This window comes from Bacillus sp. AP50 (genome assembly GCF_040492675.1).
Taxonomy (GTDB): Bacteria; Bacillota; Bacilli; order Bacillales; family Bacillaceae_G; genus Bacillus_A; species Bacillus_A cereus.
The window spans coordinates 1-16,481 of record NZ_JBEUTW010000337.1 but is presented as its reverse complement, the minus strand read 5'-3'; the positions used below and the strand labels follow the sequence as shown (position 1 = coordinate 16,481).

The window sequence follows — 16,481 nt, the reverse complement described above, 5'->3', positions numbered from 1 at the left end:
ATGTACATTTGAAAGAGTTGTTACGGAGAATAGCTGCGGATGAACAAAATCATGCAGTATGGTTTTTATATTATTTTGTAAAGTCGAAGTGAGCATTAAGAATGAACGGCTAATGTGGTGCATATATTAAAAATTATTTTAAAACGCAGTGCAACAATTGAATGAAATATTTAAATGTAAGCAAAAGGAAACCGTTTCGCTAGTAGTGGAGCGGTTTTTTATGATGTACATATGTATCGACAAAATATAGTAATTACATTTGATATATAATGTATGAAACGAAAATGAATAAGTTAGGAGCAAGCATATGAAAAGAGGGATTACAGTAGATATTCTAGATGGATATGATAATTTACTTTGGAAAGTATTAAAGCCAATTGATATTACTGTATTTGATTGGCAAGTCATGGGAAGGGAGGAAGCTTATATAATAATAGGGAATGAATTAGGTCCAGAATTATTTTCAGAAGATAACTAGATCATGGAAGGATCAGAATTAAAAAAGCTAATAAAAGATAACATATATTATCTTTTATTTTTAGATCTAAAAGCATGTCCAAAAGGAGAGGTACTAGGAGAAATTGCAACATTTGAAGAATTTAAGGAGAGTAAGTGTGAAGTAGTCGTATTAGTAGCGGATGGTGAGTATATACAAATTTATGCGAAAAACCAAGAAGAGATTGAAATGATGTATGAAAACGCAGTGAATCAAGGATTTTATGTAGAATATATTACAGATGAAAATGATGGAAGGACTCGTTTGTCAGTATGGTAGCAATTTGAAAGGGGAAAGGCAATATGGAGAGAAATATAAGTAAAGAATATGCAATTCGAATTGCTACTGAAAATGAAAGTGATAGTATTATCATTTTATTAAAAGAAGTAGCACAATGGCTACAATATAAAGAAGTGGATCAGTGGCAGTATCTTTTAGGAGAGGAAGCTACGGCTGAAATACTAGAATGTATAAGAGAGAAATATACGTATATTGTTATGAAAGAAGATGAAATAGTTGGTACGATTACAGTTTCTCCTAAACAAAATGAATGGGATGAACATATTTTTGGTAAAGAGGAAGTTTCTAATTCATTATATATTCATAGATTTGCGGTGAAACGAAAATATAAGGGGAATGGAATAGGAGAGAGGGTTTTACGGTGGGTAGAAGAGAATGTGCAATGTGATAAAGAGTATTTGAAGTTAGATTGCGTGGGGCATAATCGTACGTTAAATGATTTTTATAAGAAAAATGGTTTTGAATATGTTGGAAGTACGGATGGGCTTAGTAAGTTTCAAAAGAAAAGGAGAATGTGAATGCATCCAATTAACGTAAGTTTAGTTGAAAAGTTAATACAGGAACAGTTTCCCGAATGGGCCCATTTAGAAGTGAAACCTGTAAAGTTTAGTGGGCATGATAATAGGACGTTTCACTTAGGGTATGAGATGAGTGTAAGATTGCCAAGTGATGCAGCATATGCACCGCAAGTAGAGAAAGAAAATAGTTGGCTTCCTATATTAAGTAAGGGGCTTTCTTTACCGATTTCTACCCCACTTGCGAAAGGAAATCCGTCTGAAGCGTATCCATTGCCTTGGTCTATTAATAAGTGGATAGAGGGAGAAACAGTTACGAAACAAAACGTTCGGGATTTAAATGAATTTGCGGCGGACTTAGGATCTTTTTTAGTAGAATTGCAATCTATTAATGCGAGTAACGGACCTTTAGCTGGAACACATAATTTTTACCGAGGCGGACTTATATCTGTATATGATGAAGAGGCGAGAGTTGCTATTGAAAATAATAAGGATGTTTTTGACGAGGCATTATTAAAACACCTTTGGAATGTAGCACTTAGTTCAACATGGGACCGTAAGCCAGTTTGGATTCATGGAGATGTAGCACCGGGGAATTTACTCGTTAAAGAGGGAAAACTTTGTGCTGTAATTGATTTTGGTATTTTAGGTGTAGGAGATCCTGCTTGTGATGCGGCGATGGCGTGGACGTTTTTTGATGAAAATAGTAGAAATGTATTTAATGAAGTATTACGCATGGATGAAGAAACGTGGAATAGAGCGAGAGGATGGGCACTTTGGAAGGCGTTAATTACATATGATGCGAATAGGGATAGTAATGAAAAAGTAGCAGAAGAATCGTATCATTCAAGTGATTGTGGATGATTATGAGAGGTAGTAGAAAAAGCCTATTTTAAAATAGGCTTTTTTTATATGATGAAATAGTAGAAATGGAAAGAAGGAATCCAACATAATTATACAGAATATTTAGATAATAGGAGGTGTCGAATTTTGAGTGAAATTGAATTAAAGAGTAATGTAATTAAGACAGGGCAAGAGAAGGGAATTATTCTTCGGTTTATACTTGCTAGTCTCGTTGGAGTGTTTATGTTTTTCGTTCCTGTTACGATAAACGGTGCATCGTCTATTATGATTGATCATATCGTATCGTGGATTAGGGCTTCGGTTCCTGGCATAGTACCTTATTATGCATTATTTGTTATGGCAATTGGTGCGATTTATCCATTTTATACGAAGAAATGGAATGCATCTATCGTAGACATTTGTTTTTCTATTTTAAAAGTAGTTGGCGTTGTATTTGGCATATTATATTGTTTAAAAGTAGGACCAGCTTGGTTCTTTGCGCCAGATGTTGGACCGTTTTTATATGAGAAGCTAGTCATATCAGTAAGTTTGCTCGTTCCAATTGGCTCGGCGTTTTTAGCGTTATTAGTCGGATATGGATTGCTTGAATTTATCGGTACATTTTGTCGTCCGATTATGAGGCCATTATGGAATACGCCGGGGAGATCGGCAATCGACGCAGTTGCGTCCTTCGTTGGAAGTTATTCGCTTGCTCTCCTTATTACGAATCGCGTGTATAAAGAAGGAAAGTATACGACAAAAGAAGCGGCGATTATCGCTACAGGATTTTCTACAGTATCCGCTACATTTATGATCATCATCGCAAAAACATTAGATATTATGCATTTATGGAATGTTTATTTTTGGACTACGCTTGTTGTAACATTCATCGTGACTGCTATCACCGTAAGAATCCCACCCCTTAGTAGAAAACCAGATACATATGTAACAGAAGAAGGGTTCCCAGAGCCTGTTTATAAAGAGAAAATGTTAGAATGTGCTTGGGAAGATGCGTTAGAAGTATCAAAGTCTGCACCGAGCATTATGAAAAATATTGCATTAAATTTAAAAGATGGATTTATTATGACGATGGGAATTTTACCATCCATTATGTCAGTAGGATTAATTGGTATCGTCTTAGCGAAGTTTACGCCAATATTTGATTGGATCAGTTATATTTTCTATCCGTTTACATGGCTATTACAATTACCAGAAGCAGACTTAGCCGCTAAAGCCGCATCAGTTGGTATTGCAGAAATGTTTTTACCGTCATTATTAGTAGTAAGTGCACCAATTGTGACAAAGTTTGTTATTGCAGTTGTTTCCGTATCATCTATTTTGTTTTTCTCCGCTTCCATTCCTTGTATATTATCAACAGATATTCCATTAAAAGTATCTGAACTTATTATTTTATATGTGCAGAGAACGATTTTAACGTTACTTATTATTACGCCGATTGCTTATTTATTGCTTTGAAGTTTTAATAAGATAAAGTTAAACAAAAGAAGCCGTCTGTAAAAAGAGGGCTTTTTTTGTTTAAAAGCGGGATATTCTTATTTATTTTTCGTATACGACGTAACGCTTCTTAAGAAGATTCCTAGTCCCGCAAAAAAGAACCCTAAGCATAATAAGCTGCCTGGCGTTCCCCAAGTAATTTGATCTAGCATTTTTTATTCCCTCCCGTTTATCATTATATAGAATTTATTGGAAATTATCAAAAAATTATTTTTTTAAGGGTTACTGATGGGTCTTCCTACCTTATACGAGAAGAATATATTTGAAAAGAATTCTTTTCGTTATATTTTTTTATTCTTATAATACGTTTTTGATTCTTATGATATAGTAACAGCAAAGGGGGCTTAAAAATGGAAATTATTCACGAAAGAGCAAAGTTGCGGTTAATGGATAATACTGATGTCGAAACTTTGTTTTCGATTGTAGAAGGAAATCGGGATATTTGGGCGTATTTAATCTCTAAAATGGATAGTGTGCAAGATATGCAACAATACGTTCAAAAAGCGATAAAGGGTTACGGAAGAGGTACTCAAATACCTTTCGTAGTCGTAGATCAACAGACGAATAAGATTGTAGGAAGTACACGTTTATATAATATTTCAGTAGAAGATAAGACAGTTGAATTAGGACAAACGTGGTATCATCCGAGTGTGCAACGTACAAGTATAAATACAGAGTGTAAGTATATGCTTCTCCAGTATGCTTTTGAAAAACTGCATATGCTGAGAGTGCAAATTAAGACGGATGCAAGAAATGAAAAAGCACAACGAGCAATTGAAAGGTTAGGCGCAGTAAAAGAGGGTGTGCTTCGAAATGAAAGAAAATTACCGAATGGTTATGTGAGAGATGCGGTGGTGTACAGTATTATCTCGAGTGAATGGCCAGGCGTAAAAGAACAATTGTTAGAAAAATTAGAGTTGTATAAAGAAAAGTTATAATTCGTGTTTTGAAAGGTATATTGTTTGTGAGATATGAAAAATATACCTTTTTTCTTACAAAATGCTACTTTATTTTAATTCCTTTTGTTTCATCGTTCCCTTCTGAGAAAAAATTCGTTACAATGTAGTTGTATGGTAATAAACTTATGAATTTAAAAAATGTAATGAAAACCGCAAATGAAAATGAATTGATAATCCTCAATTTTAAATGAAAACCCTTTTATACATAAATAACAAGTAAAGTTCCTTCTTTTAAATAAACTCAAACAAAACGATTTGATATAAATGTTTTTTATAGAAGTATGGATGATGTACGGAGGCAATTACAAATGAAAGAAAATAAGAAGAGTAAGAAAAGACGAATCTTTCAAGTATTTTTACTAATGATTTGTTCTGCTATTTTATATGTAAGTTATGCAGCTTACGATATTTGGAGTTATCGTTTTAAAGCAAATGATGACGTGAAAACGGATGCTGGTATCGTACTAGGAGCAGCTTCGTGGAACGGAAAACCATCTCCTGTATTTAAAGAAAGAATTAATCATGCGATTTCTTTATATAAGAACGGAAATATTAAAAAGATTATTTTTACAGGTGGTACAAAGTTCGAGGCAGAACTTGAGGAAGCACGTACTGCAAGAGTATATGCAATGAAACAAGGTGTAAAAGAGGAAGATATTTTAATTGAAACTAAATCCCTTTTCACTGAAGAAAATTTAAAAAATGCGAAGCAAGTTGGAATAGAGAACGGAATACGCACATACACGATTGTAAGTGATCCACTTCATATGAAACGCGCAATGAGAATTGCAAAACATATTAATATTGAAGCGTATGCTTCACCAACGCCGACATCAGCATATAAAACGTTAGACACAGAAATTCCATTCTTCTTTAAAGAATTATTCTCGTATATTGGATATGTAACCTCTTTGCCATTAAAGGCATTGAAGGGAGATTAACATAAGAAAAGAACCTATCCTTAAATAGGAACTTTTCTTATTAGTCAAAAACATTGTATTTTTATCGGAATAGTGAAACAATAGAGAGGTAGCTTCATATAATCATAATGAAAAAGTGAGCGGTTGATGAATCGAACATAAAGGAGATTATAGTATGGCACTCTCATTTGTTGAAACAGAAGAACAATCTTTCATTATTGCACAAATAAATAAATTGATTCCGAAGTTCATGGAAAGGGAGCATCAGCTAAGTGAATTGGGATCATTTCCGTATGAAAATATAAATGATTTGAAAGATATCGGATATACGAAATTAACGTTACCGAAGGAATTTGGTGGTAGTGCGATTTCTTTATATGACTTTGTTTTATTTCAAGAGAAAATCGCGGAAGGCTGCGGAGCTACTGCATTATCGATTGGCTGGCATCTTGGCATTGTGAAAGAGCTAGCGGAAAATCGCTCTTGGAATGATGAGATGTTCAAATGGTTTTGCGAAGAAGTACGTAATGGTGCGCTCTTTAACAGGGCAGCAACAGAACCGAAAACAGGGAGTCCGACGCGTGGCGGCAAACCAGAAACAATAGCGGTTCAACAAGGCGAGAAGTGGGTTATAAATGGAAGAAAAACTTTTACAACGATGGCACCAGTACTTGATTATTTTATTATTTCAGCAAGTATGGAAGGCCAAGAAGAAGTTGGTGAGTTTGTTATTCCAAGAAATACACTCGGTGTATCTATTGAAGAAACGTGGGATAGCGTTGCAATGCGAGGGACTGCTAGCCACGACCTTGTCTTACAAAATGTAGAGATAGAAAGTCGCTTTTTTACAGATATAAAAGGCGGGAAAGTAAAACAAAAGGGTGTTGGCTGGTTGCTACATATACCAGCATGTTATTTAGGAATTGCACAATCAGCAAGAAATTATGCAGTTCAATTTGCGGAATCATACAAGCCAAACAGTTTAAACCATTCTATTAGTTTATTGCCGAATGTTAGAAGATTAGTTGGAGAATTAGAACTCGAGCTTATGCAAGCTCGCGTCTTTTTATATCAAATTGCGAAAAAGTACGATGAGGCAGAAGATAAACTATCACTGCAAGCAGAATTAGCAGCCGTGAAATATGCTGTAACAAATGCGGCGATATCTATAGTGGATAAATCGATGCGCATCGTAGGAGCAAAAAGTTTATCAGAAAAAAATCCGCTCCATCGTTACTATTTAAACGTCAGAGCAGGACTGCATAATCCACCGATGGATGATGCAACATTGTCTATGCTGGCGGATGCGGCGTTTCGGTCGTAGTTTTTAAAGCTTACATTTTATTGTTTATGGATATTATAGTTGTTTTGAAAGCACGGGTTTGATTAGTAATCAAACCCGTGCTTTTTATGTGTATGAAGTACTTAGTTGAGATGTAGGTTTTTAATATAAATGATTATCATGGTTTTGTGATTGTTTCTTGTTGAAAAATTCTTATTGTAATGCCAGTTTGGAGGCTGTATAAACATTTTTCGTATTTAATCCCAAATTAATGGTCTTTCTAAGTTTACCGTTCGTAAATATTGTAAAAATTGACCTGCATGGACCGCATCATGATAGGCAATTCGTAATAGCATATCGCCTAAATATCGTTGATAGCCAACATCGCTTCTATCAATAAGTCTTGAATCTAGCTCGGCTATGCTTATTGATTGAACATATTCTATGAAGTCAGTAAAGTATGATTGTGCCAATTCAATTTCTTTTTTTACACAAGTAATCGGCTCGTCATCATACGGGATACGTATGTCGTTTATTGAACCGTTGTTTTTTATAATCATATGGTAGTAAAAAGTTGAACTCCATACATGACGAATCATCTCACCAAAAGACATAGCCTCAGGATCAGGCTTCCAATTAAGAAAATTATTAGGAAGAGAATTCCATAATTTTTCTGAGCGCCTTCTCGTTTCTTTCAAATTTAATATACTAAGATCAATTGCATTCATAATAAATTCTCCTTTACTATTAAACTTAAAATAATTGTATCAATTTAATAGTTAGGGTATCATCGAAATATGAATGTATATCCGAATATCTCATATATAGCTAAACTAATTGCTGAACCTACAAGAGCAATCATATTAGATTGTCTAATGAATAATCAGGCACTACCTGCTAGTGAATTGGCTTATATGGCAAAAGTGTCACATCCAACAATTAGTTCGCATCTTTCTAAATTAGTAGAAGGGAATTTACTTACAGTTGAACAACATGGTAGACATCGTTACTATCGACTTGCTAATCAAGAAGTTGCAGAAGTGCTTGAAAAGTTAGGGACAATTGCACCAACAGTTCAAGTTCGCTCTTTAAAACAATCAGGCCAACTAAAACAAATTCGTTATGCTCGAACTTGTTATGATCATCTTGCAGGCAAACTCGGTGTAGAGATAACTGAAAAATTACTAGATAGGCAATTTATAATTTTAGAGGATGGAGAATACATTGTAACGGAACAAGGTAAGCAATGGTTTCTGAATTTTGGAATAAATGTTGATGAGGCAGATACAAAAAGGAGGGTATTTGCAAAACCTTGCCTTGATTGGAGTGAACGACGCTACCATATTGCCGGTTGGTTAGGATCTGCAATAGCAAAACTATTTTTTGAACAGGAATGGATTACAAAAACGGATAAGAATCGGGCTGTCCATCTTACAAAGAAAGGTGTAAAGTTATTGGAAGATCAATTAGGCATTGATATGAAAACTGAGGAACGGAAAGCTTGAAATTAGAAAAGTCCGTCAAAATGACGGGTTTTTTCATTATGGTAGGAGTGTACATGAATAATAGGATGTTACCAATAATTGTTGCCAATAAAAAAATCTTTCTTTTCATTCTTCTTTTTTAAGTTTTAAAGGAGAAAGCTAGGCTTCTTATTTTTACTAATGTTATAATAAGAAAAAAGCACGAAAAGAGGTCATCTCATGCTAGAGGTTATTGCAACATGTTTAGAAGATGTAAAACGAATTGAAAGCGCTGGCGGGAAGCGGATTGAATTAATTTCATCTTATACAGAAGGTGGTTTAACACCGAGTTATGCTTTTATAAAAAAAGCGGTAGAAGCGGTAAGTATACCAATTCATGTTATGATTCGTCCGCATGCGAAGTCTTTTACATATACGGAAGAAGAAATTGAAATGATGAAAGAAGATATTATAGTTGCACAGAAGTTAGGAGCAGCTGGTGTAGTATTAGGCGTATTAAATGAACGAAATGAAGTGGATGAAGAGAAATTAGCGGACTTACTATCTGTTGTAGATGGAATAAATGTAACGTACCACCGTGCGATAGATGATATAGAAAATCCAGTAGAAGCGATGAGAACTTTAAAGAAGTTTCATAAAGTGACTCACGTTTTAACTTCAGGTGGACAAGGAAATATAGTAGAGAATATTCCGGTGCTTACAGAAATGCAAAAGGTAAGCGATGGTCAAATTCAGCTTGTAGCTGGAGCTGGCGTGACGAAAGAAAATATAAAGCGATTGCTAGATGAAACTGGAATTACGCAGGCGCACGTCGGTACAGCGGTAAGAGAAGGAAAATCATGTTTTTCTGAAATAGATCCTAATTTAGTACAAGAATTAGTTGAAATAATAAAATAAGTGCTTAAGAAAGAGGAGAAACGATGAAGGAAAATACGAAGAAAGAATTATTCTCATGGGCTAAAACGATAGGGTTTACCCTTGTATTAATTGCTATTATTCGCGGTGTTTTATTTACACCTTCTTTAGTACAAGGTGAATCGATGATGCCCACTTTAGAAAATAACGAACGAGTTCTCGTGAATAAGATTGGTTATAGTATAAGTGGATTAGATCGCTTTGATATTATCGTCTTCCACGGAAAAGAAGGTTACGATTTAGTAAAACGAGTAATTGGTTTGCCAGGCGATACAGTTGAGTATAAAAATGATGTTTTATATGTAAACGGAAAAGCGATGGAAGAACCATATTTAAAACAGTTTAAAGAAAAAGCAGTAGGCCGTGTATTAACTCCAGACTTTACGTTAGAACAAATCACAGGGAAAACGAAAGTGCCAGAAGGCCAAGTATTTGTTTTAGGGGATAATCGTGAAGTTTCTAAGGATGGTCGCATGTTTGGCTTTATTTCAGAAGATGAAATTGTTGGAAAAGGACAAGCTGTTTTCTGGCCGTTGAAACAAGTAAGAGCGTTATAAAGTGTAGTGAAGTATGGGAGAGATATTCTTCCATGCTTTTTTATTTGCTTAAAATCTATTGATTGAATTGAAAGAATATTTTATAATTTTAAATTATATGTTTGTTTCGAAAAACGGAATTTAAGTTCCGTTTTTCGGAACGAAAGGGAGATAGAATGAGTATAAATAAAACGGCAGTTAAGACAATGGATATTTTAGAGTTGTTTTATGAGCATGAAGAGCTAAGTTTAACTGAGATGGTTCAGCTTACAAATATGCCGAAAACATCTGTTTATCGTTTAATTGGCTCGTTAGAAGAGATGGCGTTTTTACAAAAAAACGAAAAGGGGAAATATCGTTTAGGGGTCGTATTTTTACGGTTCGGTCAACTTGTTTCACAACGATTATCAGTAAGAAATATAGCAATTCCTTATATGAAAGAACTTAGAGATAGTTTAGGACAGGCAGTTAATTTAATAATTCAAGATGGTAATGACGCAATTTATGTTGAAAAGATGGAAGGTGTTCAGCCGGTACGCGTGTATACGGCAGTTGGAAGAAGAGCACCGCTTTATGCTGGTGCATGTCCAAGAATTTTACTATCGTATTTCTCTGAGGAAGAGAAACGGAGATACATAGAGGAAGTGGATTTAAAACAGTTTGCAGATGGAACAATCGTGAATAAGGAACAATTGTTAGAAGTGTTGCAAATGGCAAAAAAGGAAGGCTACACAATTAGTTATTCTGAGTTAGAAAATCATACAGCCGCGATAGCAGCACCCATTTTCGCGAGCGATGGAACGGTTGTAGCAGGCATTAGTATTTCAGGATTAGCAATTGAGTACAGCGAAAGTAACATTTCATATTTTATTGCGAAGGTGAAAGAAACAGCGCATCGCATTTCGAAAGAACTCGGCTTTTTGGCATAGAAAGAGGGAGTAGGATGAAATTTTCTGCGTTAGGGGATCAAGCAATTATTGTTACATTTGGTGAAGAAATTAAGATGGGTATATATGAGAAAGTACAGCGGTTATTTAAAGCACTGCAGCAACATCCGTTTGCAGGAATGATTGAGTGTGTTCCGTCGTTTACTTCATTAGCTGTTTACTACAATGTATACGAAGTATGGAAGAGAAATGAGAGAAGTGAAAGGTCATATGATTACGTTCGCCAGTATATAAAGGAGCTGTGTGATTCTTATAAAGAAGAAGTAAAACAGGATGTGAAACATATTTCTATACCAGTGTGCTACGGGGGAGAATATGGACCTGATTTAGAAGAGGTCGCGCATTATCACGGTTTACAAGTAGAAGATGTGATTCGAATACATAGTGAAACTACATATTTTGTATATATGCTTGGTTTTACACCAGGGTTCCCGTATTTAGGAGGACTATCAAAAGAATTAGAAACACCTAGAAAAGAAACACCACGATTACAAATCTCTCCTGGTTCAGTAGGTATTGGCGGAAATCAAACAGGTATTTATCCGCTTGAAACACCAGGTGGATGGAATATTATCGGCCGAACACCTATTACTCTATTTAATCCGAAAGAAGAAATACCAACATATATTCAAAGTGGTATGTATTTACGATTTATCCCGATAACGAAGGAAGAGTACGTATCGCTTGAGGGGGCTAAAGAATGGATGTAGAAGTTTTGCATGCAGGAATGTTTACAACAGTCCAAGATTTAGGGCGATCTTATTATCAACAGTTTGGTGTACCTGTTGGGGGTGCTATGGATAAAAATGCGCTTAGGCTCATCAATATGTTAGTCGGTAATGAAGAGAATGAAGCAGGATTAGAAATGACGATTTTAGGTCCTAAATTGTTAATAAAGAAAACGACTTTACTCGCAATTGGTGGGGTTGATATGGAACCGTTGTTAAATGGAGAACGTATCCCATTATGGCGTCCCATTTTAGCGGAAGAAGGTAGTATGCTTTGTTTTGGAAAAGTGAAAAGTGGTTGTAGAGCGTATGTGACTTTTGCGGGTGGTATACATATTGAGGGTACAATGGGAAGCAAAAGTACGTACATACGTGCTGCGATTGGTGGTATAGAAGGAAGAATGCTGAAAAAAGGAGATTGTTTTCAAATTGGTACGTACTCAGAAATGGCGAATCGTTTCATTCAAGACTTACAAAAAGATGAGCGAATAAAAACGAAATGGGTAATTAGCAACAGCGTACTACCAAAGTATAAGAAACATCCTAAGCTTCGTGTCATAGCTGACTTTGAATACGATCAATTTACAGAAGAAAGTAGAAAGGCATTTTTTACGAAAGAGTATAAGGTATCTAATTATGCTGACCGTATGGGCTATAGGGTTGAGGGAGAAGTTTTAAATAGGATTGAAGAAAAAGAGATTTTATCGAGTCCTGTTACATTTGGAACCATTCAAGTTCCTAATGGCGGACAGCCGATTATATTAATGGCAGATAGGCAAACGACAGGTGGCTATCCGAGAATGGGAAATATCATTTCAGTAGATTTACCTCTTCTTGCCCAGCTAAAGCCGGGGGACTATGTTTCTTTTGAGAAAATTACGCTTGAAGAAGCGGAACAATTGTACATAGAACAGGAAGTAAATATGAATCTATTAAAGAAATTCATCGCTTTACGAAGCTGGAATTAGGAGGAATACATTGTGACTACAATCGATTTAAACTGTGATTTAGGAGAAAGTTTTGGAGCTTATAAAATGGGGAATGATGATGAAATTTTTCCGTTCGTTTCCTCTATAAACGTTGCTTGCGGTTTTCATGCGGGTGATCCGTCTATTATGCGTCAAACTGTTGAAAAAGCTTTGGAGCATAACGTAGCAATAGGGGCGCATCCTGGATTTCCTGATTTAATTGGATTTGGTAGAAGAAACATGAATGTTTCAGCAAGTGAAGTATACGATTATGTTTTATATCAAATCGGCGCATTAGACGGGTTTGTAAAAGTGGCTGGCGGGAAGATGCATCATGTAAAGCCGCACGGTGCCTTATATAATATGGCGGCGTCTAATCCGGAAATTGCAGATGCAATCGCAAAGGCAATTTATCATATAAATCCAAGTCTATTACTTTACGGATTAGCAAATAGCGAGGCGTTTATACAGGCTGCAGAAAAATACAATGTAACTCTCGTACAAGAGGCTTTTGCGGATCGTACGTATAAGCAAGATGGTACATTAACGAGCCGTACAGAAGAAAATGCGCTTATAAAAGATGAAGACGAAGCGATAAAGCAAGTACTTCAAATGGTGAAAGAAGGCCATGTAAATTCGATCAATGGAGAGAAAGTAGCAGTTCAGGCGCAAACGATTTGTTTACACGGTGATGGGGAAAAAGCAGTGCAATTTGCAGAAAGAATATACAGAACATTCGGACATAATGGTATTTCTATATGTGCACCGAAATAAAAAATGAGGGGAAGTGTTGGAATTGGTGAAATTAATCGGGATATTATTAGTGGCAGTGGGCTTTTTATTTAGATTAAATACACTTTTAGTAGTTATGGTTGCAGGTATTGTTACTGGTATGGTTTCAGGATTAAGTTTTTATGATGTGATCAGCATGTTCGGTAAATTTTTCATAGAAAATAGATATATGTCTATGCCAATTATATTAACTTTACCGGTAATCGGAATTTTAGAACGTTACGGTTTAAAAGAAAGAGCCGAAGCACTTATAACGAAATCAAAAGGAGCAACAACTGGAAGAGTATTAATGTCATATTTTACGATAAGAGAATCATCAGCAGCACTAGGGCTTAATATTGGTGGGCATGCGCAAACAGTAAGGCCGCTCGTTGCACCGATGGCAGAAGGGGCTGCGCAAGGTAAATACGGTAAACTTCCTGAAAAATTAAGAGAAAAGATTAAAGCAAACGCAGCTGCTGCGGAAAATACAGCTTGGTTTTTCGGAGAAGATATTTTCATCGCAACTGGTGCTATTTTATTAATGAAAGGATTCTTCGATTCAGTAGGTATGCATGTCGGTGTATGGGATATGGCACTTTGGGGCATTCCGACAGCAATATCTGCACTTATTGTAAGCTGGATTAGATTTAGAAGGTTTGATAAATATATAGAGAAAACAATGAAGGCAGAAGGAAAAGAAGAGAAGGAGGCAATCTAATATGAACATCATCACAATGGATACAATCTATTATGTATTAGGGATAATTGTTGCTTTTATCGCTGTTCGTATCGCATTCGATCGTGAACATCCAAACAGATTCGGTTCTAGTTTATTTTGGGCATTGTTTGCAGTTACATTTTTATTTGGAAATGTAATTCCTTCGTTTTACGTTGGCTGTATCGTGCTCGCTATGGTCGTTTTAGCCTCGCTAAATAAAGTGACAAAATCAGAGGAAAAAGAAGTTCCAGTACAAGAACGTGTAAAACATGCTGAGAAATTAAAAAATAAAATTTTTATGCCTGCACTATTAATTCCTATTTTTACAATTATCGGTACGTTGACGTTAGGGAAAATTAAATGGGGAAATGTCTCTCTTGTTGATCCAGATAAAGTAACATTAGTTGCATTAGCGCTTGGTGCATTACTCGCATTCGTCGCGGCGATGCGTATTACAAAATCAAAAATAACAACGCCTGTTCAAGAAGGAAGCAGACTATTACAAGCTGTCGGCTGGGCTGTCATTTTACCACAAATGTTAGCAGCACTTGGCGGTATTTTCGCGAAATCTGGCGTTGGACAAGTCGTTTCTGATTTAGTCGGTCAAGTATTACCGACAGAGTATCCGTTCGTTGCTGTTATGGCGTACTGTTTAGGCATGATGCTATTTACAGTCGTAATGGGAAATGCATTCGCAGCGTTTGCTGTTATTACTGGCGGAATTGGCTTACCTTTAATAGTTCAAATGCACGGCGGAAACCCAGCAATTATGGCAGCACTCGGTATGTTTGCTGGATATTGCGGAACACTGCTTACGCCAATGGCAGCAAACTTTAATATCGTACCTGCGATGCTTTTAGAGCTAAAGGATAAAAATGCGGTTATTAAAGCGCAAGTACCAATTGCTCTTTCAATTTTTATCATAAATATGTTTATTATGTACGGCCTTGTATATCGTTTTTAATTAGGAGGATAAAACTATGAAAACAGTATTATTAACAGGGTTTGATCCGTTTGGCGGAGAAAATATCAATCCAGCTTGGGAAGTAGCAAAAGGTTTGCATGAAAAAACAATTGGAGAATACAAGATAATAAGCAAACAAATACCAACTGTATTTCATAAATCAATAAGCGTATTAAAAGAGTATATAGAAGAACTAGCGCCGGAAATTATTATATGTATCGGACAAGCTGGGGGCAGACCAGATATTACGATAGAACGTGTCGCAATTAATATTGATGATGCAAGAATTGCTGATAATGAAGGGAATCAGCCAGTAGATGTACCGGTTGTAGAAGAAGGAGCGATTGCGTATTGGTCTACACTTCCGATGAAAGCAATCGTAAAAAAACTTCGCGAAGAGGGCATACCGTCATCTGTTTCACAGACGGCAGGCACATTCGTTTGTAATCACTTATTCTATGGACTTATGCATGAACTAGAGAAACATGATAAGAAAATAAAAGGCGGATTCATTCATATTCCGTTTTTACCAGAACAAGCGAGTAACTATCCAGGGCAACCGAGTATGTCACTTTCTACTATTCGTAAGGGGATAGAATTGGCAATCGAAGTAACGATGACAGTTGAAGTAGATATTGTAGAGGTTGGCGGCGCAACGCATTAAGTAAAATGAATTGTACAACACCTCCTGTAAACAACTGGTATAATAAGAATAGGAAAATACATAGAGGTGATTTTTGTGCAACAATTTGAAGAGGTACGTTCAATTTTAGAAAAAGCGAAGAAAATTACAGTATTAACAGGCGCTGGTGCAAGTACGGAAAGTGGTATCCCAGATTTTCGTTCAGCAAATGGATTGTATGCTGATGCGAATGTGGAGATGTACTTATCAAGAGGGTACTATAACCGAAGTCCGAAAGAATTTTGGAAGCATTATAAAGAAATCTTTCAAATTAATACGTTCCATCAATATAAACCAAATCGTGGACATCGTTTTTTAGCTGAGCTAGAAGAACAAGGGAAAGATATTACGATTTTAACGCAAAATATTGACGGTTTACATCAATTAGGTGGCAGTAAGCATGTTATTGATTTACATGGAACACTTCAAACAGCACATTGTCTAAAATGTAAATCAGGCTATGATTTACAGTATATGATTGATCATGAAGTACCGCGCTGTCAGAAGTGTAATTTCATTTTAAATCCAGACGTTGTTTTATACGGAGATACACTGCCTCAATATCAAAATGCGATGAAACGTTTATATGAAACAGATGTACTTCTCGTTATGGGAACGTCATTAAAAGTACAACCTGTCGCTTCATTCCCGGAAATCGCAAAGAGAGAAGTAGGGGCAACAACTATTTTAGTAAATGAAGAGTTAACAGGACAGGAATATAACTTTGACTTTGTTTTTCAAAATAAAATTGGTGAATTTGTTGAAGAGGTATCTTTAATGAAATAAGTTATCGAAAAAACTGAGGTAGATACCTCAGTTTTTTATTTGAGTAATCGCTGTTTTAAGCCATATGAAAACATTTTGATAATGTAGTAACAACATCTCTATAATTTATAAAAATCAATTTGCCCCATTTTTCTTTTAGAATAATATTC

At 35.8% G+C, this 16,481-nt stretch carries 17 protein-coding genes and 3 pseudogenes; 19 read left to right on the top strand and 1 reads right to left on the bottom strand.

Annotation, left to right across the window (positions count from 1 at the left end):
- The 8 genes and pseudogenes from ABWK52_RS21760 to ABWK52_RS21725 all read left to right on the top strand — a co-directional run.
- Window positions 1–92, top strand: a pseudogene (locus ABWK52_RS21760) (ferritin-like domain-containing protein); the annotation flags it as partial.
- A 215-nt stretch (window positions 93–307) separates the two neighbouring features.
- Window positions 308–775, top strand: a pseudogene (locus tag ABWK52_RS21755) (DUF2691 family protein).
- A gap of 23 nt (window positions 776–798) precedes the next feature.
- The gene (locus ABWK52_RS21750) at window positions 799–1,314 is read left to right on the top strand and encodes a GNAT family N-acetyltransferase (RefSeq protein WP_000440747.1); all 516 of its coding nucleotides are present in this window, start codon (window positions 799–801) and stop codon (window positions 1,312–1,314) included.
- A pseudogene (locus tag ABWK52_RS21745) lies at window positions 1,315–2,188 on the top strand (aminoglycoside phosphotransferase family protein).
- A 113-nt stretch (window positions 2,189–2,301) separates the two neighbouring features.
- Complete coding sequence (locus ABWK52_RS21740) at window positions 2,302–3,630, top strand: YjiH family protein (RefSeq protein ID WP_098541999.1); 1,329 nt, start codon at window positions 2,302–2,304, stop codon at window positions 3,628–3,630.
- A gap of 389 nt (window positions 3,631–4,019) precedes the next feature.
- Window positions 4,020–4,607 (top strand): GNAT family N-acetyltransferase, encoded by a 588-nt coding sequence (locus tag ABWK52_RS21735; RefSeq protein WP_000402589.1) that lies wholly within the window; start codon window positions 4,020–4,022, stop codon window positions 4,605–4,607.
- A 329-nt stretch (window positions 4,608–4,936) separates the two neighbouring features.
- Window positions 4,937–5,569 carry a YdcF family protein gene (locus ABWK52_RS21730; RefSeq protein ID WP_000662216.1) on the top strand — a complete coding sequence of 211 codons (633 nt, stop codon included), beginning with the start codon at window positions 4,937–4,939 and terminating at the stop codon, window positions 5,567–5,569.
- Window positions 5,570–5,723: 154 nt separating this feature from the next.
- Window positions 5,724–6,872: an acyl-CoA dehydrogenase family protein gene (locus ABWK52_RS21725; protein ID WP_001218341.1), complete on the top strand. Its 1,149-nt coding sequence runs from the start codon at window positions 5,724–5,726 to the stop codon at window positions 6,870–6,872.
- Window positions 6,873–7,087: 215 nt separating this feature from the next.
- Here ABWK52_RS21725 and ABWK52_RS21720 read toward each other — a convergent pair whose 3' ends face one another.
- Window positions 7,088–7,558: a DinB family protein gene (locus ABWK52_RS21720; protein ID WP_000991284.1), complete on the bottom strand. Its 471-nt coding sequence runs from the start codon at window positions 7,556–7,558 to the stop codon at window positions 7,088–7,090.
- Window positions 7,559–7,627: 69 nt separating this feature from the next.
- Here ABWK52_RS21720 and ABWK52_RS21715 point away from each other — a divergent pair, with 69 nt between their 5' ends.
- The 11 genes from ABWK52_RS21715 (at window position 7,628) to ABWK52_RS21665 (ending at window position 16,332) form a co-directional block, all read left to right on the top strand.
- Window positions 7,628–8,335 carry an ArsR/SmtB family transcription factor gene (locus tag ABWK52_RS21715; RefSeq protein WP_016110261.1) on the top strand — a complete coding sequence of 236 codons (708 nt, stop codon included), beginning with the start codon at window positions 7,628–7,630 and terminating at the stop codon, window positions 8,333–8,335.
- Between the two features lie 198 nt (window positions 8,336–8,533).
- On the top strand, window positions 8,534–9,211 hold the full coding sequence (locus ABWK52_RS21710) for a copper homeostasis protein CutC (protein ID WP_000895111.1): 678 nt from the start codon (window positions 8,534–8,536) through the stop codon (window positions 9,209–9,211).
- A 23-nt stretch (window positions 9,212–9,234) separates the two neighbouring features.
- On the top strand, window positions 9,235–9,786 hold the full coding sequence (lepB, locus tag ABWK52_RS21705; protein WP_000662490.1) for a signal peptidase I: 552 nt from the start codon (window positions 9,235–9,237) through the stop codon (window positions 9,784–9,786).
- A gap of 155 nt (window positions 9,787–9,941) precedes the next feature.
- Complete coding sequence (locus ABWK52_RS21700; protein ID WP_098541997.1) at window positions 9,942–10,694, top strand: IclR family transcriptional regulator; 753 nt, start codon at window positions 9,942–9,944, stop codon at window positions 10,692–10,694.
- Window positions 10,695–10,708: 14 nt separating this feature from the next.
- Entirely contained in the window at window positions 10,709–11,422 is a 714-nt protein-coding gene (pxpB, locus tag ABWK52_RS21695; RefSeq protein ID WP_000672276.1) for a 5-oxoprolinase subunit PxpB, read from the top strand.
- Window positions 11,413–12,408 (top strand): biotin-dependent carboxyltransferase family protein, encoded by a 996-nt coding sequence (locus tag ABWK52_RS21690; protein WP_097813995.1) that lies wholly within the window; start codon window positions 11,413–11,415, stop codon window positions 12,406–12,408. The genes pxpB and ABWK52_RS21690 overlap by 10 nt, the downstream gene beginning before the upstream one ends.
- 12 nt (window positions 12,409–12,420) lie before the next feature.
- Window positions 12,421–13,182 (top strand): 5-oxoprolinase subunit PxpA, encoded by a 762-nt coding sequence (gene pxpA / locus ABWK52_RS21685; RefSeq protein WP_218272491.1) that lies wholly within the window; start codon window positions 12,421–12,423, stop codon window positions 13,180–13,182.
- A 22-nt stretch (window positions 13,183–13,204) separates the two neighbouring features.
- Window positions 13,205–13,900: a DUF969 domain-containing protein gene (locus ABWK52_RS21680; protein ID WP_000239809.1), complete on the top strand. Its 696-nt coding sequence runs from the start codon at window positions 13,205–13,207 to the stop codon at window positions 13,898–13,900.
- Between the two features lies 1 nt (window position 13,901).
- A complete protein-coding gene (locus ABWK52_RS21675; RefSeq protein ID WP_001021658.1) occupies window positions 13,902–14,864 on the top strand; it encodes a DUF979 domain-containing protein in 963 nt (320 codons plus the stop codon).
- 16 nt (window positions 14,865–14,880) lie between these two features.
- A complete protein-coding gene (gene pcp, locus ABWK52_RS21670) occupies window positions 14,881–15,528 on the top strand; it encodes a pyroglutamyl-peptidase I (RefSeq protein ID WP_065703783.1) in 648 nt (215 codons plus the stop codon).
- Window positions 15,529–15,603: 75 nt separating this feature from the next.
- Window positions 15,604–16,332 (top strand): NAD-dependent protein deacylase, encoded by a 729-nt coding sequence (locus tag ABWK52_RS21665; protein WP_141537397.1) that lies wholly within the window; start codon window positions 15,604–15,606, stop codon window positions 16,330–16,332.
- The last annotated feature ends 149 nt before the right edge of the window (window positions 16,333–16,481 follow it).

Bases quoted from the DNA above. Each gene is read 5' to 3' on its own strand.
- ABWK52_RS21750 (WP_000440747.1), top strand. From the start codon at position 799: ATGGAGAGAAATATAAGTAAAGAATATGCAATTCGAATTGCTACTGAA.
- ABWK52_RS21735 (WP_000402589.1), top strand. From the start codon at position 4,020: ATGGAAATTATTCACGAAAGAGCAAAGTTGCGGTTAATGGATAATACT.
- ABWK52_RS21730 (WP_000662216.1), top strand. From the start codon at position 4,937: ATGAAAGAAAATAAGAAGAGTAAGAAAAGACGAATCTTTCAAGTATTT.
- ABWK52_RS21725 (WP_001218341.1), top strand. From the start codon at position 5,724: ATGGCACTCTCATTTGTTGAAACAGAAGAACAATCTTTCATTATTGCA.
- ABWK52_RS21720 (WP_000991284.1), bottom strand. From the start codon at position 7,558: ATGAATGCAATTGATCTTAGTATATTAAATTTGAAAGAAACGAGAAGG.
- ABWK52_RS21715 (WP_016110261.1), top strand. From the start codon at position 7,628: ATGAATGTATATCCGAATATCTCATATATAGCTAAACTAATTGCTGAA.
- ABWK52_RS21710 (WP_000895111.1), top strand. From the start codon at position 8,534: ATGCTAGAGGTTATTGCAACATGTTTAGAAGATGTAAAACGAATTGAA.
- lepB (WP_000662490.1), top strand. From the start codon at position 9,235: ATGAAGGAAAATACGAAGAAAGAATTATTCTCATGGGCTAAAACGATA.
- ABWK52_RS21700 (WP_098541997.1), top strand. From the start codon at position 9,942: ATGAGTATAAATAAAACGGCAGTTAAGACAATGGATATTTTAGAGTTG.
- pxpB (WP_000672276.1), top strand. From the start codon at position 10,709: ATGAAATTTTCTGCGTTAGGGGATCAAGCAATTATTGTTACATTTGGT.
- ABWK52_RS21690 (WP_097813995.1), top strand. From the start codon at position 11,413: ATGGATGTAGAAGTTTTGCATGCAGGAATGTTTACAACAGTCCAAGAT.
- ABWK52_RS21675 (WP_001021658.1), top strand. From the start codon at position 13,902: ATGAACATCATCACAATGGATACAATCTATTATGTATTAGGGATAATT.
- pcp (WP_065703783.1), top strand. From the start codon at position 14,881: ATGAAAACAGTATTATTAACAGGGTTTGATCCGTTTGGCGGAGAAAAT.